Below are 21,151 nucleotides of genomic sequence, written 5' to 3' on the forward strand. Positions count from 1 at the left end.
TTTCTTATCGGCATCTTTTTTGGTTGTTTCGCTCGGAAGTTTAATCAGGCGCACTTTGCCCTAAAGGCAGGTTCGCGTCCGCGTTTAAGGACAGGGGGGCGAAATCGCTCCGCAGGAATTGAAAGTATCCGGCTGCGGCGACCATAGCCGCGTTATCCGTGCAGAGAGAAGGCGGAGGGACGATCAGCCGGATGTTTTGACGGTCTGTTTGTTCGGAAAAACGCATCCGGAGATACCCGTTGGACGACACCCCACCCGCTAAAAGAAGCGCCCTTGCATTGCGGGTTTTGGCTGCCGCACAGGCCTTACCGACCAGGACATCAACGACTGCGGCCTGGAAACTGGCGGTTAGGTCCGGCAGGTCAACCGGCGTGCCTTTTTGACGGCTTTGGTTGACATAATTAACGACGGCGGTTTTGAGACCACTGAAGCTGGTATCGAGGCTACCTTCCTCAAGAATGGCGCGCGGGAAAGGAATAGCGTCCGGTTTCCCATGCAGGGCTGATTGTTCGATTAAGGGACCGCCGGGATATCCGAGACCGAGATACCGGGCAACCTTATCGAACGTTTCACCGGCGGCGTCGTCTCTAGTCTGTCCTAAAAGGTTGAAATCGCTATGGCCGGAGGCGTAAACAATGTCGGTATGGCCGCCGGAAACCACAAGGGCTACGAAAGGGAAAGGAACTTCTAGCTCGTTTAAAAAATTGGCGTAGATATGGGCCTTCACATGGTTGACCGCGATAAGCGGGATATCGAGCGCAAAGGCAAGGCTTTTTGCCGCCATCAATCCCACCAGAAGCGAACCGAGGAGACCGGGGCCGCAGGTTACCGCAACCGCGTCAAGGTCCGGGAAGCCTACGCCGGCATCCGAAAGCGCCGCGGCAATAACCGAATTAAGCGACTCAATGTGACGCCGCGATGCCACTTCCGGGATCACACCACCGTACCGCGCGTGTATATCGACCTGTGACGCCACAATGTTGGAGATGATGGTCCGTCCGTCCGCAACGACCGCCGCCGCGGTTTCATCGCAAGAGGTTTCTATACCGAGAATCAATATGCTCAAAGTATGTCGCTCCCTGTACTGGTTCAAAGTTCAAAGTTCAAGATTAACGAATAGACCTTTTAGGTCTAAGTTGGTGGGCACAGCCCATCCTACAACTTTGCATTCCGACTTCCGACCTCCGACTTCTGAAAAGGTGGGTACAGCCTACTCTACAATTAACGCACTGACAAATAAAATCTGTGTCTATCCGTGTCCATCTGTGGTTCTATCCGCGCGTGACGGTAACTCCGGGAATTCCGTAAGATTATCAAGCCACATTATAATCGCATCCTCGTTATTATCCTGGTAGTAATGCTTACGGACTCCCCTTTGAACAAAACCAAGCTCTTCATAAAGTTTCCGGGCCGGCGAATTGGAGGGACGGACTTCTAGCGTCATCTGCTTTAAGCCGCGTCCGGAGGCACGCCTAATCAATTCCTGAAGGATTCTCCTGCCGATTCCCTTATTGCGATGAAGAGGATGGACGGCGATGTTCGTGACATGCGCCTCATCGAGGACCAGCCACATCCCGCCGTAACCAACCAGGAAGTTGTCGTGTAACGCTACAACATAGTCCGCAAGCTGATTCAGGACTACTTCAAAGAGGAAGGTTTCCCTGCTCCAGGGTTGGGGGAAAGAAACCTTTTCAATATGGAGGATTTGGTCGATGTGCTCCGGTTCCATCCGGACGATTTCAACCATCACGGTACGATCCTCCAGTGATTGCCGGTGGGCGAAAGTATTCGGGAAGTAATTCGGAGTAGCCTGAACCACCGGCGGAGGTGAGTTTTATCAGTCCCAAACCGGCTATTACCGTGCCTTGAGGGTGTGCTGTTTCCGGAGCAAACAACGACCTGCTTCCAAGCGTATCCTCAAAGGTCTTTCGGAAGGTATGGGCGCCTTCGCCGGTAAGGATCACCTTCTGGAAGGATTGAAGCCTGTGGGCGGCATCCGCCGGTGCGGCCGCAAAGGCCGGCACGACCGCAGACGGCACTTCGCCGGCGGCCTGGTATACGCCGGCGTAAACCTCGTCGCGGCGCGAGACGATTAAGGCGCAAACAGGTATTCCCCCTGTAAGAAGGGGCGCTGCCAGGGCCAGCAGCGTTGAAATTCCGACTACCGGAAGGTCTAGGACCTGGGCGAGTGTTCGAGCGGTGACCACCCCAAGCCGGATGCCGGTGAAGGAACCGGGCCCATTGGAAACGGCGATGCCGTCTAAGTCCTTTAAAGTCAATGCAGCATCGGCCAAAACATTTTTGATGAAGGGTATTAGACGCACCGAATGCAGCTTCTTCCCGGAAACGGAGCGCTCTGCAACGAATTTATTGTCCATGACTATACCGACGCTTAAGACGTCGGTAGCGGTTTCAATCCCCAGCATGCAGGGCACGTATTAATTCCTCCACGGCAGCTCGAGCGACCGGTCCGTAACCACGAAAGAGGATAATCCTTGCGTTTTCTTTTCCCGGTATCTCAGAAAGCTCAACCTCGATACGGTCCTCAGGTAAAGCTTCGGCGACACGCTCGGCCCATTCTATGACGCAGACACCCGGTCCGAAGAAGTACTCCTCTCCGCCGAGATCGGTTAATTCTTCCGGACTTCTGAGGCGGTAAGCGTCAAAATGGTAAAGGGGTAAACGACCTCGGTACTCTTTAATCAATACAAAGGTGGGGCTGGTTACCTGTTCTGCGACTTCCAGCCCCCGGGCAACGCCCTGGGTGAAACACGTTTTTCCCGCTCCGAGGTTTCCCAGTAACGCCACAACACCCGCGGGTTTAAGCAACCTCCCGAGAAGTTCTCCCAAAGCGCGCGTGAATTCGGGGGAACCACTTTCTATTTTAAAATCGAACATCTATAATACAATCCTTTTAATCCTCCGCCCCCGAATAATATACATTACCTTTTTCGGCAAATCTTAACCGCCGCTGAAATGCTCATACCCCATCTTCTCGAATTCCGATTCAACGCCATCGGGTGTAATAAGCCTTACACCGGCTCCTGCGGAAACCTTTCCCACAGGACGGCAGGCGGCGCCTGCTTCCGAAAGAGCAGCAAAAACATCGCCCATGGCCCCCGGGGCGGTTGTGAAAAGAAGCTCATAGTCCTCGCCGCCGTACAGCGCCCATTCGATGGGTTCCGTTCCGGTACGGCGCCCCAGGAACTCCGTGGCAGGATCAACCGGAACCGCGGCTTTAAAGATGTCGCAACGGACACCGCTCTCACGGGCGATGTGCTTGACGTCGGAGGCGAGACCGTCGCTGATGTCAATCAAAGAATGCACCTGGCTGATCGATGCCAAAATCAAACCTGCTTCGACTCTCGGCTTGGGACGGCGGTGCTTTCCGATAAGAAAATTCCGCAGTGGTTCCGGACATTCGACATCATTGTTTTCCAGCAGGTAAAGTCCTGCGGCGGCTCCTCCCAAAGAACCCGTCAGGCATATTATATCCCCGGGCTGCGCGCCGTTCCTGTAGCGCGTACGGCCCGGCAAAGCTTCTCCAAGCAAAGCGACGTTTATCAAAAGGACCGGTGAGCTGATGGTATCGCCGCCCACAAGAGATACGCCGAACTCTTGAGCTGCCTCCTTCATCCCCCGGTAAAGGAGAAGGGTGTCTTCTACGAAGAAATCGTCCGGAAGACCGATCGTCACAACCGCGTAAACCGGTGTGCCGCCCATAGCAGCGATATCGCTGACGCTCACCGCCAGGGCTTTATACCCTATGTCTTCGGGAGGACATTGTCCAAGGCGGAAGTGAACACCTTCGACCAGGCCGTCGGTAGTAAACAGCAGCCAGCGCTCACCGAAATCCAGGACCGCGGCATCGTCGCCGATTCCCTTAACGACACCGGTTCCGTAACCGATGTTCGCTGAAAGACGCTCGATTAATCCGAATTCGCCGATTTCCGATAACTTCATATTTGGTTATTAGACCTCCCGAAAAAGATAAGGAAATCATCCGAAGTTGATTTCTGCGAATGTCCTGTATGCGAATCTCCCGCCTCTGGACTCCCAATTCAGCAGCCGGTCTTCTTAACGCCGAGAAAGTCGGCCACCAAACGCATGGCGCAGAATTCACCACACATCGTACACTCCTTGATATCGACGGGGTTGCGCTCCTTTCGAAGCAGGCGCGCCTTTTCGGGGTCGATGGCCAGTGATAGTTGACCGTCCCAATCGAGGTTCTTACGCGCACGCGACATCGCCAGATCCCATTCCCAGGCGCCCGGAACGCCTTTAACGATATCCGCCGCATGACCTGCTATACGGGTGGCGATGACGCCTTCTTTAACATCCTCGGCGGTGGGCAACCCGAGATGTTCCGCCGGGGTCACGTAGCACAGGAAATCGGCTCCCGCCATCGCTGCCAGAGCGCCGCCGATAGCGGAAGTGATATGGTCGTAACCCGGCGCTACATCGGTAACCAGCGGTCCCAGAACGTAAAACGGCGCTTCACGGCAGAGGGACTTTTGGAGAACGATGTTCGCCGCAATCTGATTCAAAGGAACGTGTCCGGGACCTTCCACCATGACCTGCACACCGCGTTCCCTCGCCCGGTCCACCAGTTCGCCCAGTATAATCAGTTCTTCAACCTGGGCCCTGTCGGTCGCGTCAGCAAGACAGCCTGGCCTTAATCCGTCTCCAAGGCTCAAGGTAACGTCGAATTCCAGGCAGATGTCCAAAAGACGTTCGAAATCGGTGTACAGAGGATTTTCCAGATTGTTATGAAGCATCCATCCTGTAATAAAACTTCCGCCGCGGCTGACGATGTCAGTCACACGTCCCTGCGATTGAAGACGCCGCACGCTGTGCAGGGTAACACCGCAGTGTACCGTGATGAAATCCACGCCGTCCATCGCCTGCCGGTATATAACATCAAAAAGCTGTTGCGGATCAAGCTCGACGATACTGTTATTGCGTTTCTGCGCTTCCACCGCTGCCTGGTAAATGGGCACCGTACCCACAGGTACCGGGCACTCGGATATGGTTTGCCGGCGGAGTGCGTCGAGGTCTCCGCCGGTGCTGAGATCCATTACCGCATCCGTGCCCGCGGACAACGCCGTCCGCAGTTTTACGAGCTCCCGTCCGATGTCGGGAAACTGCGTCGACGTACCGATATTGGCGTTTACTTTCGTTTTCAACCCCTTGCCGATACCATGCGGTTTGAGGGTATGATGGTTTCTATTTGCCGGTATCACTATCGTTCCCGCAGCTAACCCTGCACGGATAAAATCCGGGGATAAACCTTCCCGGGCCGCCACACCGGCCATTTCCGGTGTTATAATACCCTTTTTTGCTTCCTGCAACTGAGTCAACACGACCCCCCCAATAAACTAAGTAGAAGCCTTACTCTTGCCGCAACCTCCGGCGATCCCGCAACGGCGTTTATCACAGCAACACGTTTTGCTCCGGCGGCTGTAACCTCGCCGATGTTGTCAGGCGTAATACCGCCGATGGCGACCACCGGCAAACGGACTGTCCGTAATACATCGCGCAGTATTTTCGTGCCGAGAGGCTGCAGATCGGGTTTTGTAGATGTCGCGAAAACAGGGCCGAAGCCGATGTAATCGGCACCGTCTTTTTCGGCGGCAGCGGCTTCGGCAACCGAATGCGCTGAAACGCCTATGATCGCACTCTCTCCGAGCAGCTTACGGGCGAAAATTACCGGGAGGTCGTTCTGGCCGAGGTGTACCCCGTCGGCGCCGACCGCAGCGGCAATATCCACCCGGTCGTTAATAATCAGCGGTATGCCGGCGTCCCGGGTCAGCTCGCGCAGCACCTGAGCCTCTGCCAGGAACGCCTTCGACGACAGGTTCTTCTCCCTTAACTGAACAATTCCCGCCCCGCCCAATATTGCATCACGAGTAACGTCGACAACGGCTTTTGAAACGGTATGCTCCAATCCAACGATCACATAGAGAAGCGGTTTGTGGAGTAAAGAGTTCCTCCAAACGCTTCGCGATTTCTTGGAAATATCCTGTTCGAGCTGGTATGCGGTATACCGCAGTCGCTTAAAATCTTCTACCGAATCGAAGCACAGGTTTCTCGCCGTCTCTTCCAGCACACGGGCCGCTTCCTGAACCCTCCGTGCGTTGGCGATAACGACAGAAACAAGTCCCCTGTGGTGCGGGGCGGGGTATTCACTGCCAAAATCCCTCGAGACGCTTCTTGCCTCGATAATTTGACCGTAGTCGATGCCCGGCGGAGTCCTAAGCACATGTCTGGCGTTTCTTGCGCGTTCGGCAAGATCCGCGTCCTCAAGGACAAAACGCGCGATATCTTCAAGTACTCGTAAACCTTCGCGCGCCCGGTTAAGGTTTGCGTCAAAAACGCGGTTTAATACATCTGCTCGCATACGCCTGCACCCGAATCCCTTTACGATTATTATAGCCCTTACATTTTCTCTGAGACAGGTTAAATTTACGAAGTTCACTGAATACTTAAGGAAAAACGTAACTATTCACCCTGTTGCGTTACACTGACGGAACGCGGTGAGAGGCAAGCAGAGCGCGAAGGACGACGCCGGACGGAGCAGAGCGTACTTAAAACGTACGTGAGCATCCGGCCGGTGGCGCCGACAAAGCTATGCGCAGCCTATCGCCGCGCCCAATGGGGTGGCTGAATAGTTACGGAAAAACAAATACCCCTCGGAAGGGGTGTTATTTCTTTTTCCCATTCCCTCCGCTGGCATTATCCAGTTCAGGTTCATAAGGGTAAACCGACATCCGGTCTGCAAAAAGCGAGACGGGGAGTGTCGAAGTTTTCTCAGCTCAGCACTAGGACACCGTAGTTAAGAAAAAATCCGAACCTACGTTGAATTGAGCGCTGAGCACCCCTATGGGCAAATAAGTTCACTATATAACATTTCACATGATTCCCGGCCGGCCATTGCGGCTAAGCCATCGCTGAGAATTCCTTTTCGTCCGGGGAAGGGGCGGGGTCCTTCTTTTTCAATACTCCTTGCAGTATTGCCTTTACTGCCGCCATATCAAAAGGCTTTCCCAGGAAACCAACCGCACCTTCTTTGAAGGCCCTGGTTATGAAGTCAACCTCAGGGCAGGCGGTCATCATGACAACTTCCACCTCGGGGGTAAGCTGCCTTATTTCCTTTAAGGCGCCAAAACCGTCGAGAACCGGCATCTTAACGTCTAAAAAAACAAGATCCGGTTTGGAGGCAAAGGCTATCTTAATCGCTTCACGCCCATTTTTGGCCTGATTGGTAGAATGCCCTTCCGTTAAAAAAAACATCTCCAAGATTTCACGTATTTCCGACTGGTCATCGACGATTAAAATATTCAACGCTTTTCCCGACATATCATCATTCTCCGACAAAACATGACAACTTATCGAACTATTAGAAATTACGTTAAAAGTTGTCAATAAAGTTAACTATTTTATTTCTATTAAAGGCATTGAAATCCTGCCGCTTATAAATAAATTTTAAGAGGTATATAATGGTACATTATAGTAAATAGAAAAATACCACCTGTTATTAAAATATATCTTAGAAATCGGTTGCCTGAATAAAAAGTTGGCTGGCGATGACTTTTGTCAGGTCGTAGAATTCGAACGTTTTAGTGAACAACTATCTACCAAAGCGGCAAATATATTGCGGAAAATAGAATCTTTTTCCCACATGAGTTCAGGATGGCACTGCACGCCGACAGCAAAAGGCAGACTGCCGGATTCAATCCCTTCCACGACTCCGTCCGGCGACCGCGCGGTGCATTTGAATCCCTCGGCTAACCGATTTATGGACTGGTGGTGAAAGGAATTGACCCTTATCTCCAGCCTGCCGAAAATCACGCCAAGTTTCGACCCAGGTTGGATTCGCACGGTATGTGTAGGGTACCAGCGCGGCGCATCCTGATCATGCTTCAGCGGTTGGGTTGCTCCCTGGGAAAGGTCCTGATGGATACTGCCGCCCGCCGCCACATTTAGTAATTGCATTCCCCTGCAGACCCCCAGGACCGGAAGCCGCCTGAGAACAGCGGTCCGGGCCAGCGTCAATTCAAAAACATCACGCCGTGGGCTGATTTGCCCGGTGCAGGGGAGGGGTTCTTCACCAAAATGAAAAGGATCAAGGTCTCCGCCGCCCGACAGTAATAAACCGTCAATACTGTCGAAAACCGCGTCCGCCGCATCCGGATGGAGCGGCGGGATTACAAGCGGCAGCCCTCCGACAGCCGATACCGCATCAACGTAAAATCGGCTCAGGAATAACCGCTCTTCGTCTTCATTATAAGCGGCGGTAATCCCTATGATCGGTATCAAAGGAACACCTCCGGAGATTCTGAATGCGGAATGCAGATAAGGAAACAATATTAACCACAGAGACACTGAGAACACAGAGAAAGCGAAATGCTTCTATAATTCTTTTATATCTATTCAGGGTCAAAAAGCATCCAGCACTCAACTCGGTCATATTATGACAAAGTCTCCTTCTTGAAGGTAAGGATAGAGCCAACCGATATCCTGCCGAACACCGGATTGATGCTGAATACTATTCAGTAGTCAGAACAAAGAAACTAAGATAGTCTTAGTAGATAGTCTATCATCTACTAACAAGTATCAGGTTTTTCATTCTCGGAAAGGCAGGTCTGGTTTCGTATAATCCGTCTTTTATCGTTAGTATCCAGAGGAGAAAATCGGCTAATAGTAACAATAATTCCGTATAATGACTCACTGAGTGCTGGATGAATTAGGGACCTAAAACTCGTGCCTGAATAGTTACCATTTTTGTTATCTGGTCTTGATATTTCTGTTTTCTGTTAACTCCGTGCCTCCGTGATGACCCGGCACGCAACTTGCTGATCCTATGACGCGGCGTTCTAAGTCGCATTGCGTAACGATGTAAAGCAGTTTTAACGTACAGTTGAGTGCTGGTGGGTCCGGCTTGTCTGGGTCAGTGACAGGACAAACAGCCGAACCTTAATTGGGGAAGTCAGCCGCTCTTTACCAAACGCGCTCCCCGATTTAGGGCGACCTTGCCGGTGCGCACCATCTCGAGAATGCCGTGCTCGTTCAATACCGAGCACAGGGCATCGATTTTTTCGCCGTCGCCGGTCATCTCGACCACCATTGTTTCCTTGCCCACGTCGACTATGTGCGCCCTGAAGATCTCAACGATGTCGACGATATCGGAGCGCCGCGAGGGGTCGGCCTTAACTTTGATCAAGGCCAGTTCGCGGTCGATAAGATCTGTTTCGAGGTGCTCCACTTTCAGGATGTCTATAAGCTTGGAAACCTGTTTTACCACCTGGTCAATAACCCTGTCGTCTCCCTGAACAACAAGCGTTAAACGGGAAACATTAGGTTGCTCCGTGTGGCCGGCGGTAATGCTTTCGATGTTGAACGCCCGGCGGCTCAGAAGCCCTGAGATACGCGCGAGCACCCCTGGTTTGTTAATCGCCAGCACGGCTAAGGTGTGTTTCATAATCCGCCACCCCCTCCCTTGATAATAGTACTTCTTTCTCAGGGCGCGGCGATGAGCAACGCATTACTGCCAACTTCCAACTTCCCACGTCTCAATTCCCGATTGCCCGGTTCGCCTCCCCCAGCACTCAAACTTTCCCTGGCAAAAAACAAGTGGTTTTGACGACATTTAACGTTTTTATGAAATTGCTATTATTTAGTTGAATTGAGTGCTCGGTTCCTTGCACTGCCCAAGCGATCGCCGCGTTCCGTTTATGATACTCTTTTGCATCTAAGTAAACGCATTACCGGTCTACATTTTCATCCTTTGTGAGGCCGCATACGGCGCTCGATTAAAACTTCGTGAGGTATTCCTCCAGTTCCCAAGGATGAATCATCGTCCGATAGCGGTCCCATTCGATAAGTTTTGCGGTTATAAACCGGTCGAAAACGTGTTCGCCTAGGGCGTCCCGTATTACAGGGTCCCGTTGCAACTCTTGGACAGCGGCATACAGGTTTCCGGGAAGAGTATCGATGCCGTGGTCCAGGCGTTCAGCTTCGCTCATTTCGTAAATGTTTTGGTCGCACGGGGGAGGAGGCTCAATCTGCTTTTCGATCCCTTCCAGTCCCGCGTGGAGGCATACAGCGAGAGAAAGGTAAGGATTGCACGAAGGATCTGGGCTTCGCAGCTCTATCCTCGTGGACATCCCGCGCTTGGCCGGAACACGGATTAGCGGACTGCGGTTGCGGCAGGACCATGCGATGTAAACAGGGGCTTCGTACCCCGGAACAAGCCGCTTGTAAGAGTTAACCGTCGGGTTGGCTATAGCGGTAATCGCCTTGATGTGTTTCATTATTCCGCCCATGAAGTGGTATGCCTCAGGGCTCAACTGCAGGGGGCCTTCGGGATCAAAAAAGGCGTTTTCCCCGTCTCTTGCAAGTGAAAGGTTGGTATGCATTCCGGAGCCGTTAATCCCGAAAACCGGTTTGGGCATAAAAGAAGCGTGGAGACCGTGCTTTTGAGCGATCACCCTGACGACGAACTTAAAGGTGACTATTTTATCTGCGGTATCCAAAGCGTCGGAGTATTTAAAGTCGATTTCATGCTGTCCGGGAGCAACCTCGTGGTGCGATGCTTCAATCTCAAAACCCAGTTTTTGCAGAGCTATTATAATGTCACGGCGCGCCTCTTCACCCAGATCAACGGGAGCGAGGTCAAAGTAACCGGCGCGGTCATGGGTGCTTGTGGTCGGTCGGCCGTCGGAATCAATGTGAAAAAGGAAAAATTCCGCTTCCGGTCCAGCGAACATCGAATAGCCCTGCCGACTGGCGCGCTCAACCGCACGGCGCAGTATATAACGCGGGTCGCCCGCGAAGGGTGTGCCGTCAGGGTTGTAGATATCGCAGATTAGCCGGGCCACAGCGCCGTTTTCCGAGGACCTCCAGGGAAAAACGACAAAAGTCTTCGGATCCGGACGGAGGTACATGTCCGATTCTTCGATCCTTACAAACCCTTCAATAGAAGAACCGTCGAACATTAGTTCATTGGCAAGGGCTTTTTCAAGCTGGTCCACGGGAATTGCCACGTTCTTTAAAATACCGAAGATGTCGGTAAATTGAAGGCGTATGAATTTTACGCCCTCATCGCGGGCGGCAAGAAGCACATCTTCCGTTAGAACTCTGTCTGTCACCAAGCATTCACCTTCCTGTGATGAAATAGTAAGCGGATCGTTTCTAAAGGGTTTGTTGTACCACATGATCTTATAATGATACCATGCCGCACGGCCCGGCATACCACGCTGTATGCCGCACCGGAGCAACTTAATGTTAATGCCGCTTGCCGGGGGCATCCCAGATTGCTGCCTGGGATAAAGAGCCGCACAGACAAGGATATGGAGTTCGGCGTTTCAATCGTTTTTGAGGCGAACAGTCGAGAAAAATATAACATGTGATGAAACCACAACACAATAGCTTTCTTGGAAAGGCCCGCAAAAAGTATGCGTTATTCTTGCGCGGTCTCAACTCGTTTTTCGGCACATCCCGGTCCGCAGTTGTAAATAAGGGATTTGCAGCTTCTGCAATAAAGGAAAGTAGAGGTTACAGACCTCTACTTATAAATCGAGACTTATTTTGTTTTAGGGAAAATCGACTAGATATCGAAGTACAAGGCAAATTCGTACGGGTGCGGACGAAGGCGTATCGCGTCCACTTCCCGCTGGCGCTTGTAATCGATCCAGGTTTGGATCAAGTCTTCCGTGAAGACACCGCCCTGAAGCAGGAACCGGTGATCGATCTCGAGAGCATTGAGAGCATCCTCCAAGGAAGCGGGAAGGGCCGGGATGCTGCCGATTTCCTCGGGCGAAAGCTCGTATATATCTTGTTCGAGAGGTTCACCGGGGTGAATTTTGTTCTTTATCCCGTCGATTCCCGCAAGCAGCATCGCGGAAAACGCCAGGTAAGGGTTACAGGATGGATCCGGCGGGCGGTACTCGATCCGCTTCGCCTTAGGGCTGCTGGAATACATGGGAATACGCGCGGCGGCGCTGCGATTGCGTTGCGAGTACGCGAGGTATACCGGCGCTTCGTAGCCTGGCACCAGGCGCTTGAAGGAATTGGTCGTGGGACTGCAGAAAGCGGCCAGCGCCGGGCCGTGCTTCAGAAGGCCGCCGATGTAATAAAGTGCGTCTTCGCTTAATTGCGCGTAGCCTTTGGCATCATAGAAGACCGGGGCGCCGTTCTTCCACAAACTCTGGTGAACATGCATTCCCGAACCGTTGTCCTGAAATATGGGCTTAGGCATGAAGGTAACCGTCTTGCCGTATTTCCGGGCGACGTTTTTGATAATGTACTTGAACATAAGCAGTTGATCGGCCATCTGGGTCAATGGAGCGAAGCGCATGTCGATCTCGGCCTGACCGGCGGTGGCTACCTCGTGGTGATGGCATTCCACATAGATGCCGCATTTAATCATTATCTGCACCATTTCGCTGCGAATGTCCTGAAAGGTGTCAGTGGGGGGTACGGGGAAATACCCCTCTTTGTAGCGGGGCTTGTAGCCTAGATTAGGCTTCTCGTTACGGCCGGCGTTCCAGAAACCTTCGGCCGAGTCCACGTAATAATAGCCGGAATACTGATTCTGGTCGAATCGTACGTCGTCAAGGATGAAGAACTCCGCTTCGGGACCCCAGAAGCTTTGGTCCGCAATGCCGGTTTCCTGAAGAAAAGTTTCCGCCTTTTTAGCGATGAAGCGCGGGTCGCGTTCGTAGTTCTTGCCGGTCAATGGATCGAAAACACTGCAGATAAGACTTAAGGTCGGAGCACTGCAAAAGGGGTCCATGACAGCGGTTGCGGGATCCGGAAGCAGCAGCATGTCGCTCTCGTGAATGTTTTTAAAGCCCCTGATGCTCGAACCGTCAAATCCGAAACCTTCCTTAAAGCCGTCCTCGTTCAACTCGTCGACCGGAACGGTAAAGTGCTGCCATAGACCGGGCAGGTCCATAAATTTCAGGTCAACAAACTCAACCTGATGCTTTTTGGCGAATTCCAAAGCCTCTTTAGAATTCATTATCGTTACCTCCTGAATTATAATCCCAGCTTGTTTACTGTTCATGTTGCGTATACGGCAATCCGTTTGCGAAAGCCTGAACTCTCAAAACCCTTTTTCCGGTGTTACACCTCCTTATAGGCAGGTTGTTCTCAAGAGTGCCTTAGAAATCTTCAATTGATGAAACAAAGAAAAAGCCCCCGCAGTATAAACTGCCAGGGGCATCTTTGCCGCCAGGATAGAGCACCGCTTTGTGCTCCGACATTATGAGCCGTTTTTTAACTCAGCAGGTCTTGCTGTAAAAGTAACTTTTAGAATCCCGCTTCGTTCAAGAACGGTTTATTTAAAATCTATGCCGATTTCTGCTTATGCCCTTAACCAAGGATCGATTCGACTTCTTCCGCGTCGACGTCCATTATGTAACGTATGCCGCTTATTTCCGCCGCTTCTTTGGTCAGCGCGGCGATGTCATCGCGATCAATCAAATCGAGACTGAACTTGCGGGCGCCGCACATAAGCTGCCGCAAGCCCTGAGCCAGACGCTGGAAATAGGTGTATACACCGACGGCGCCTATGGGCAGCCGCTTGATATCTTCGCCCAGAAGCTTTTTCAGTTCGGTGGCGCCGATGAACACCTGCTCCACGGTATCCCCGTATTTCTGATACTCCGATGAAACCTTGCCCTCGCGCAACGCTTCTCCCACGGTCTTGCCGACCATGGCCGCCGCCAGCGGCGCCCGCGCCAATCCGACGGCTTTCATGTACGGCGCGCCGATGGCAATCGCCTTGAAAACGTGATCCTCGAGGCTGAAACCACCGGCCATCGCCACGGGTGGGAGGTACCTGTTCTTTTTCGCGAGCGTGTCCATGTAGTTGGCCAAAAGAGCATGCAGATAAAGCGTGGGCACGCCCCACTCATTCATCATCCTCCAGGGGCTCATTCCCGTGCCGCCGCCGGCGCCGTCAACCGTAAGCAGATCCAGTTTGGCGTCCGACGCATATTTGATCGCCCGCGCCAGGTCAGCCGGACGGTAGGCGCCGGTTTTCAGGAATATGTACTTAGCTCCCGCCTTCCGAAGGTCTTCGACGCGCTGCATGAATGATTCCTGTTCGACCATACCGATGCGGGAATGGCGCTCGAATTCCTTAAACGCGCCCGCCTCGAAAGCCGCCTGGACCGCCGGATCCTCGGGATCGGGGAGTACGATGTAACCGCGGCTCTTGAGCTGCAGCGCACGTTTTAAGGTGTTAAGCTTGACCTCCCCGCCGATATCCTTGGCGCCCTGACCCCATTTGAGTTCGACCGCGGTGACGCCGAATTTCTCAATAACCCATTCCTGAACTCCGAGACGGGTGTCTTCGACGTTTGCCTGAACCGCGATAAAACCTTCTTTCCCGGCCCAATCGGTAAAGGCCTTTATGCGGGTCTCCATGGCCGGTGATTTTACCAACTTACCGTTCTTGATTTCCGCGTTCGGGTCCATAGCGCATACGTTCTCACCTACGATGATACCGCACCCGGAGATGGCCGCTCCGGCGGCAAGGTGCGACCAGTTGTTCGCGGCAACGTTGGTCGACCCCATCGCGGCAACTATAAAAGGCAGGCGCAGTTTCAAGCTCTTATCGGAGGCGACGGCGGTACGCAGATCAACCGCCGGGAAAATGGCTTTATCCGAGTCGGGATCGATACCATGCGCGCCCACCGCTGTTCCCATGATGCTGAAATGAGAGTAATCCACAGGGTATTTCTTTTGGGATGCGGAGGTCGTCTTACCGAACGGCTGCGGATAAAGAACCTCTTTACCGCGTATAGCCGAACGTCCTACTTCACAATGCCCGGGACAACCGTCGAGACAGGTCACGCACATTCCGCTCGAAGAACTCTGAGTCTGAGTACGTAATTTGGTAAGCGTAGCCGCGGAAGCATTCATGCCAGCACTTAACATTTTCTATCATCCTCCAAAACATTAAAAAGATTAAAATAGGTATCCTCTTTCTTTAGTTAACAAAAAAATTAACCAAAAACGTTTTTTATTTCCTCGAAACCCACCTCACTTTTAAGTCAAGATTTTGAACGACTTTTATGATACCGGTGCTGTTTCCGCCTAAGATAGAACGACCTTATTGGTGGCTTGCATCCGGCGGAAGGGTTACTTCGTAATTATCGGATTTCATCAAAACTTCATCCGAAGGTGGGCGAAGCCCACCCTACCGGATTTGCAGGCGGGAAAGTAAGAATGTTAAAAATGGCAATTTCCGTGCAAAATACCTGTAATATTCGCACCTCCAACCTCCCGCCTCTCACCTCTACTTAAGGAAGGTAACGCTCGATCTCCCAGGGGTGAATCTCTTCCAAGAAGTCGTTCCATTCCTTTTCCTTACGCTGTAGATAAAGCTTAAAAGTATATTCGCCCATAGCTTCCCGGACGCATGCATCTGCCTTTAAAGCTTCTAATGCGGCGCCAAGGTGGAGGGGGAGCGTTTCCCCGGTTCCAAGATTGTTACCGGCAAATGCCGGGCGCTCCGCGGTCCCTGATATGCCCTGCATGCCGGTATCGAGAATCGTAGATATAGCCAGATAGGGGTTGCAGGTGGCGTCGGGGATCCAGCATTCAAGAATCGGCTCATCTCCGGAGGGCGCGGTGTTGAGCATCGTTGCATGTGTTTCCATCGACAACCCGGCGAGAACCGGACGGCGCGCATCAGAAGAAAGTCTCTTGTACGACATTACCGAAGGGCAGCATACAGCCGTAAGTGCTCCGGCATGTTCCAAAAGGCCGGCGACAAAACCGTAAGCGGTGTTGCTGAGTCCCAGGGCGTCGCCATCCCCGGAAAAGACATTCCGGCGGTCTTCCATAAGCGCGAGGTAAAGCGACATTCCCGAACCAGGGTATTCCTTAAAGGGTTTCGGGATAAATGACGCATAAAGGCCGTGTCGCTGAGCGACTGCGCCTATTACGAACTTAAAGGTGACAATTTTATCCGCCATCGCCGCCGCGTTGTCTGATTTTAGATAGATACGGTTTTGCCCCGGCGCACCGCCGTGGTGTGAAAAGGCTACTTCAATACCCATTTCATCGAGCGTGTTCACCATGTCGCGACGGGCGTTTTCACCCAAATCCAGCGGCGAAAGGTCGCACAAACCGGCGCAATCCTGCGGCTTGAGCAGAGGTTTGCCCCTTTCGTCGACATGAAAAAGGAAAAAGTCTATCGCCGCCCCTACCGAAAGGCAGGATTCACGGGAATCGCTGTTTGACGTTTTTTCTTCCAAAACTCCACGCGTGCAGCCATCAAAGCGTTCGCCGGACTTTCTGTAACCGTTGCAGATCATTCTGGCGACAGCGCCGTCGCGCGGACGCCAGGGAAACAAGATAAAGGTGTTGCCGTCGGGATGCAAATAAACGGTTTCCTGATTCTCCGTCTGACCCGTAAATACGGAACCTTCAACGGAGACCTGATTGGCGAGAACCCTTTCCAATTCCGTCACAGGTACGGCGATGTTTTTGAAACGTCCGAAGATGTCGGTGAACTGTAACCGAAGAAACCTTACGTGATGTTCCTGTACAAGTTCGCGAATATCGTTACCCTTATACACATATTTCACTCCTAACTACAAAAAAATCCCTTCCAAGCTACAGAAAATCTGTAACCTGAAGGGACGTCATTGCCCCGGACACTATTACTGCTGAAAAAACCTTAATCCACTATCAATATTATAATCGTAAATTCGCCGAAATCAAGTCATCAACCGAAAAACTTTTTCCATATGCGGCCTAATTCTTTCCGAGCAACGATATTATTTCCTTGGCGACCTTCACCATCGGCAGTCTTTTGTTCATGCTCAGGTTCCTTAGGTAATGATAGGCTTCCTGCTCGGTCATGCCTTTTTTCTCTGCGAGCAGACCTCTGGCCTGCTCCACCAAACGACGTTCTTTAAGGTTCTTCTGTAATCTGGAATTCTCCTGCTCGAGTGCCGAAAGACGCTGGAAATTGGCGGCGGCAACCTCAACGGTTACAGCGACAATGACGTCATCCAGCGGCGGCATTAAATAGGCGAGGACCCAACCTTTTTTCGCTTGTTCAATGATTGTTTTTTCTTCACGCGAATAAATAATTACCGCCGCAATTCGATGCTCCTCCAGGATGTTAAGCGCTCCGGCGCCTCCGTGGTCGGGCAGGGCGGGATCATAAACCATGACGTCCGGGTTGACTTCGAACCCGAGCCTCAGTGCGGCGCGTGCTTCTGCGGCAGCGGCTATTACATTGTGTCCGAGCCGCGTAAGAATCTCGCGCAACTGGTTACGGTCAGAGGTCTCCGCAATCGCAAGAAGCACACGGTAACCGTACATCGGCACACACTACCTCTCCGTCATCTATTGTAACATAAAGCTCGAATATGTGACACAGACGCGGCGCGTACCTTTTCAAAGACTGCTCTTTATGTTATTCTCACCTTTATGAGGCTGCATCCCTCGGGGAGGAAGTCCTTTTTTAAAAAAGAAAAGAAGCAGGGGCAGGATCGAGTTATGCGGGATGGCTGCGAAATCCTGATAATAGGCGGAGGCATAGTAGGGCTTTCCATCGCCGGAGAATTACTCCGGCGGGGGGCGGAAGAGGTATTGCTCATCGAGAAGGAAGATGCTCCGGGAAAGCACGCCAGCGGCAGGAACAGCGGGGTGCTGCACGCCGGTGTTTATTACGCGCCTGAAACCTTTAAGGCGAGGTTTTGCGTGGAAGGAAACCGTTTTCTAAAAGAGTATTGCCGGGAGAGGGATTTGCCTTTAATGGAAACGGGGAAGGTTATTGTGGCCGGAAACGAGGCGGAAATAGGTGTTTTGCATGAACTGGAAAGAAGAGCGCGGGCCAACGGCATAAATGTGAGGATGATAAATGCGGCGGAACTCAAGGAAATCGAACCTCACGCGTTTACCTGCGAATGGGCGTTGTATTCTCCCGACACAGCTGTGGTAGACCCCAAGAAGATACTTGAGTCGCTTGAGTACGAGATAGTATCTTCGGGGAAGGCGGCGATTTCGTACAATACGGCGTTCCGCGGTTTATTAAAAGACGGGAGCGTCCTTTCGAGTAAGGGGAGTATTGAGTTCAAGAAGATTATCAACGCTGCGGGAGCCTACAGCGACACGGTGGCGCACGCCTTCGGCCTGGGCCGCGGGTACCGCATCCTTCCTTTTAAGGGCACCTATAGAAAACTTCACCCGGAAGCCGGGCATCTCGTAAAGGGAAGTATTTACCCGGTTCCCGATCTGAGAAATCCCTTTTTAGGAGTACATTTCACCAGGGGGGTTTACGGCGAAGTCGGCATCGGCCCTACGGCCATACCTGCGCTGGGGCGGGAGAATTACGGTATTCTCCGGGGCATGGACCTGGAATCCTTCAATATACTGTATCGCGATGCCGTTCTTTTCTTAACTAATCCTTCCTTTCGCTCCGCGGCGCTCGCGGAAGTCCGAAGGTATTGCGGGAACACATTTTACAGGGAAGCGAAAAGGCTTGTGCCGGAAGTAAAAGAAACGCAAATAATCGCGAGCGGCAAGGTAGGGATAAGACCCCAACTTGTTAACTGGGTAGAAAAAAAGTTGGTGATGGACTTCGTCGTCATCGGAGACGGGGATGCCGTCCATGTCTTGAACGCGATATCGCCCGCGTTTACCTGCTCAATGCCCTTTGCAAAATATGTGGTTGATAAACTGCTGTCGTAAGTATTAAATGAATTGTGACTCGCGACTCGTAAATTTTTTAGTGTTATGCTATTCCAAAGGTTCGTTTTCCACAAGGTTCCAAACGCCGCAGGGACACGCTCCCGCACAAAAACCACACCCGATGCATCTATCGGGATCCGACACCATTTCAAAACCGCCGTCGCTCTTTTCATTCCGGGAGATGGCCGCCTGCGGGCAGACGTTGACACAAATTCCGCAGTCCCGGCATGTTCCGCAGGAAGAGCACTGTGCGGCACACTGTTCAATATCGTTAAAGCTCAATATCCGGGGGTCGAAGTACTCCAGTTTAACCCGGGAGTAGTCTACCCTCTGCTGCGTGGTTCCCTCGGCCACCTTCCCCGTTGCGCTGTCACTAATCGCACGGGCCGCCTTCCGGCCGGCGCCGATGGCATCGGTTATCAGCCCCAGTCTTACGCTGTCACCGACGGCAAAGACCTGAGGATCAGTGGACTGATATATTTCATTCACCTTAATATAGCCGCGCTCCACGGACACGGTTTCCGGCAGAAAGTCAAGGTCCGGCAGGTCGCCGATGGAAATTATGACCGTATCCGCCGGGATTACTTCACCGGTCGTCAACTCAAGGCCTTCTTCCGTAACCGCCTTGCTGAAGCACGGCCAGCGGAATTTAGCTCCCGCGGCCTCGGCGGCTTTTCGCTCTTTTCCGAAAGAAAGAGGCTGCTGAACGTCAATCAGGGTTACAGATTCGGCTCCTAGTCGGTAAGCCTCCGTAGCGGCGTCGCAGCCTACGTTTCCGGCGCCGATAATGACGACACGTTTGCCCACTTTCGCCGTATCTTGCTTGCTTTCCTGAAGGAAGTCAAGAGCGGGGATAAGCCGCTCCTTACCAGGTATGGGTATTATACGCGGTTTGTGGGTTCCAACCGCGACCACGATATAATCATAATCCACCTTCAACCGCTCAAAATCATCGCGGTTCAAACGCTGCCGGAAATATACATGGGGGATCATCTTTTCAATCCTTCCCACTTCGGCGCTTACCACCTCCGAGGGAATGCGCGAACCGGGGATATGGAAAGCTATTTTCCCTCCGAGAGAATCCCGCAAGTCGTAGATGACCGCATCATGGCCCTCCCGGCGAAGCTGCCAGGCAACGCTGATACCCGCGGGGCCGCCGCCGATCACGGCGATACGCTTTCCGTCAAGCGGCGGGAGGTCGGGAAGTTTTGCGTTAATACTCGCCCTACCCAACTGACTGATATCGGGAGCAACCATATCCGCCGCGCGGCGGGTGCAGCCCTGCATACAAAGATTGGGACACAGGTAACCGCATACCGTCGCCGGAAAAGGCGTATATCTCAGCGCAAGGTCGACCGCTTCGTCGATACGGCCCTCGCGGATCAACCGCCACCGTTCGTGCACAGGAATACCGGTGGGGCAGCTGTCCTGGCAGGGAGCCGTGTACTTGCGGTTTTCCCATACGGGTATAAACCGGCGCAAGGCTCCGGTGACGATGACAGGAACCTGATTGCGGTCGCCACTTAAGAGATCGCCGAGAAGACCGCCCCGTCCTAATTCCGTGTCCCAGACCTCCTGGCGGAAGGCCTTCATAGAGCGCCTGGGCTTGCTGCGCTTTTCCTGTGGTGTGCGCGCCAGAAGCATCTGCCATTGTTCCGGGTCGGCGAGCTGTTCGAACAATCCGGCAAAACCGATGGCTTCGAGATATTTCTTCAGGTTATCGGCGAGCCACAGCCAGTCCTCATCGGAGAGGGGCGACAATCTTGCGTCCATATGGCTGTAACCCTTATGAGGACCGCGGAAGTATATCTTTCCGCCAACCATCCCGACACAGGGACGGTACCCGAGGACGTTTTCCGGATTCTGCGCGTTATGACCGCATATAACCGCGATACCACCCGCCATAAATTCAGCGAAGTAGTCTCCCGCCGACCCTAACACCCATAGTTCAGGCGGGTCGAAACGGGGGTTGTGCTTTGTCATGGTCATGCCGCGCGCGCCGATGTTGCCCGACACGTATATCTTTCCCTGGGCCATCGCGTTGGCGGTGCCGTTGGCGGCGTTTCCGTGGACGACAATTTCGGCGCCGGCGTTCAACCAGCCGACATCATCCGAAGCGGGCCCCATGATCTCGATGCGCGTGTTGGAGAAACCCATTGATCCCACACGTTGTCCGGGGGGCCCCTGAATTTTTACGTAAACCGGCTCCCGGCCGGCCTTCCAAAGCCGTCCGCCGATTCCGTGGTGGCCGTAAGCATGAACCTCCAGAAACCTGTGACCGTCGGCCACCGCTTTCTGAATCCTTTCCTCGAGGATTCGCGATTCCAGGCGGTAACCGTTTTCGATTCCCGAAATGCGGTGGAATTGTTCGTTATTCATGGCAAGTCTCCTCGTTTTTAAGTCCTGAGTCCTCAGTCCTAGTCCTCAG

The 21,151-nt window shown here is 52.8% G+C and carries 17 protein-coding genes and 1 riboswitch; of the genes, 1 reads left to right on the top strand and 16 read right to left on the bottom strand.

Annotation, left to right across the window (positions count from 1 at the left end):
* Positions 1-40 precede the first annotated feature (40 nt).
* The 15 genes from tsaD to AB1500_03425 all read right to left on the bottom strand — a co-directional run bounded on the left by tsaD (position 41) and on the right by AB1500_03425 (position 17,352).
* Entirely contained in the window at positions 41-1,066 is a 1,026-nt protein-coding gene (gene tsaD / locus AB1500_03355) for a tRNA (adenosine(37)-N6)-threonylcarbamoyltransferase complex transferase subunit TsaD (GenBank protein ID MEW6182201.1), read from the bottom strand.
* A gap of 183 nt (positions 1,067-1,249) precedes the next feature.
* Positions 1,250-1,747: a ribosomal protein S18-alanine N-acetyltransferase gene (gene rimI, locus AB1500_03360; GenBank protein MEW6182202.1), complete on the bottom strand. Its 498-nt coding sequence runs from the start codon at positions 1,745-1,747 to the stop codon at positions 1,250-1,252.
* A complete protein-coding gene (tsaB, locus tag AB1500_03365) occupies positions 1,740-2,426 on the bottom strand; it encodes a tRNA (adenosine(37)-N6)-threonylcarbamoyltransferase complex dimerization subunit type 1 TsaB (GenBank protein ID MEW6182203.1) in 687 nt (228 codons plus the stop codon). Before tsaB ends, rimI begins: the two co-directional genes overlap by 8 nt.
* Positions 2,413-2,898, bottom strand: a complete 486-nt coding sequence (gene tsaE, locus AB1500_03370) for a tRNA (adenosine(37)-N6)-threonylcarbamoyltransferase complex ATPase subunit type 1 TsaE (GenBank protein MEW6182204.1) — start codon at positions 2,896-2,898, stop codon at positions 2,413-2,415. The genes tsaB and tsaE overlap by 14 nt, the downstream gene beginning before the upstream one ends.
* A 63-nt stretch (positions 2,899-2,961) precedes the next feature.
* Complete coding sequence (thiL, locus tag AB1500_03375) at positions 2,962-3,963, bottom strand: thiamine-phosphate kinase (protein ID MEW6182205.1); 1,002 nt, start codon at positions 3,961-3,963, stop codon at positions 2,962-2,964.
* 98 nt (positions 3,964-4,061) lie between these two features.
* A complete protein-coding gene (gene thiC, locus AB1500_03380; protein MEW6182206.1) occupies positions 4,062-5,360 on the bottom strand; it encodes a phosphomethylpyrimidine synthase ThiC in 1,299 nt (432 codons plus the stop codon).
* Complete coding sequence (thiE, locus tag AB1500_03385) at positions 5,357-6,400, bottom strand: thiamine phosphate synthase (protein ID MEW6182207.1); 1,044 nt, start codon at positions 6,398-6,400, stop codon at positions 5,357-5,359. The genes thiC and thiE overlap by 4 nt, the downstream gene beginning before the upstream one ends.
* A gap of 304 nt (positions 6,401-6,704) precedes the next feature.
* A riboswitch (TPP riboswitch) is annotated at positions 6,705-6,892 on the bottom strand.
* A gap of 47 nt (positions 6,893-6,939) precedes the next feature.
* The gene (locus tag AB1500_03390) at positions 6,940-7,359 is read right to left on the bottom strand and encodes a response regulator (protein ID MEW6182208.1); all 420 of its coding nucleotides are present in this window, start codon (positions 7,357-7,359) and stop codon (positions 6,940-6,942) included.
* A gap of 237 nt (positions 7,360-7,596) precedes the next feature.
* The gene (locus AB1500_03395) at positions 7,597-8,319 is read right to left on the bottom strand and encodes a gamma-glutamyl-gamma-aminobutyrate hydrolase family protein (GenBank protein MEW6182209.1); all 723 of its coding nucleotides are present in this window, start codon (positions 8,317-8,319) and stop codon (positions 7,597-7,599) included.
* 670 nt (positions 8,320-8,989) lie between these two features.
* On the bottom strand, positions 8,990-9,481 hold the full coding sequence (ilvN, locus tag AB1500_03400) for an acetolactate synthase small subunit (GenBank protein MEW6182210.1): 492 nt from the start codon (positions 9,479-9,481) through the stop codon (positions 8,990-8,992).
* 331 nt (positions 9,482-9,812) lie between these two features.
* Positions 9,813-11,153 (bottom strand): type I glutamate--ammonia ligase, encoded by a 1,341-nt coding sequence (glnA, locus tag AB1500_03405; protein ID MEW6182211.1) that lies wholly within the window; start codon positions 11,151-11,153, stop codon positions 9,813-9,815.
* Between the two features lie 455 nt (positions 11,154-11,608).
* On the bottom strand, positions 11,609-13,024 hold the full coding sequence (glnA, locus tag AB1500_03410; GenBank protein MEW6182212.1) for a type I glutamate--ammonia ligase: 1,416 nt from the start codon (positions 13,022-13,024) through the stop codon (positions 11,609-11,611).
* A gap of 353 nt (positions 13,025-13,377) precedes the next feature.
* Positions 13,378-14,949 carry an FMN-binding glutamate synthase family protein gene (locus tag AB1500_03415; GenBank protein ID MEW6182213.1) on the bottom strand — a complete coding sequence of 524 codons (1,572 nt, stop codon included), beginning with the start codon at positions 14,947-14,949 and terminating at the stop codon, positions 13,378-13,380.
* A 365-nt stretch (positions 14,950-15,314) separates the two neighbouring features.
* Positions 15,315-16,598, bottom strand: a complete 1,284-nt coding sequence (locus tag AB1500_03420; GenBank protein MEW6182214.1) for a glutamine synthetase family protein — start codon at positions 16,596-16,598, stop codon at positions 15,315-15,317.
* A gap of 178 nt (positions 16,599-16,776) precedes the next feature.
* A complete protein-coding gene (locus AB1500_03425; GenBank protein MEW6182215.1) occupies positions 16,777-17,352 on the bottom strand; it encodes an ANTAR domain-containing protein in 576 nt (191 codons plus the stop codon).
* A 177-nt stretch (positions 17,353-17,529) separates the two neighbouring features.
* Between AB1500_03425 and lhgO the strand changes: the two genes are divergently transcribed.
* Positions 17,530-18,723, top strand: coding sequence for an L-2-hydroxyglutarate oxidase (gene lhgO, locus AB1500_03430; protein MEW6182216.1), 1,194 nt, complete (start codon positions 17,530-17,532; stop codon positions 18,721-18,723).
* A 48-nt stretch (positions 18,724-18,771) separates the two neighbouring features.
* Here lhgO and AB1500_03435 read toward each other — a convergent pair whose 3' ends face one another.
* Complete coding sequence (locus tag AB1500_03435; GenBank protein ID MEW6182217.1) at positions 18,772-21,102, bottom strand: FAD-dependent oxidoreductase; 2,331 nt, start codon at positions 21,100-21,102, stop codon at positions 18,772-18,774.
* Between the last annotated feature and the right edge of the window lie 49 nt (positions 21,103-21,151).

It is taken from the genome of Bacillota bacterium, assembly GCA_040755295.1.
GTDB lineage: Bacteria > Bacillota > Desulfotomaculia > Desulfotomaculales > Ammonificaceae > SURF-55.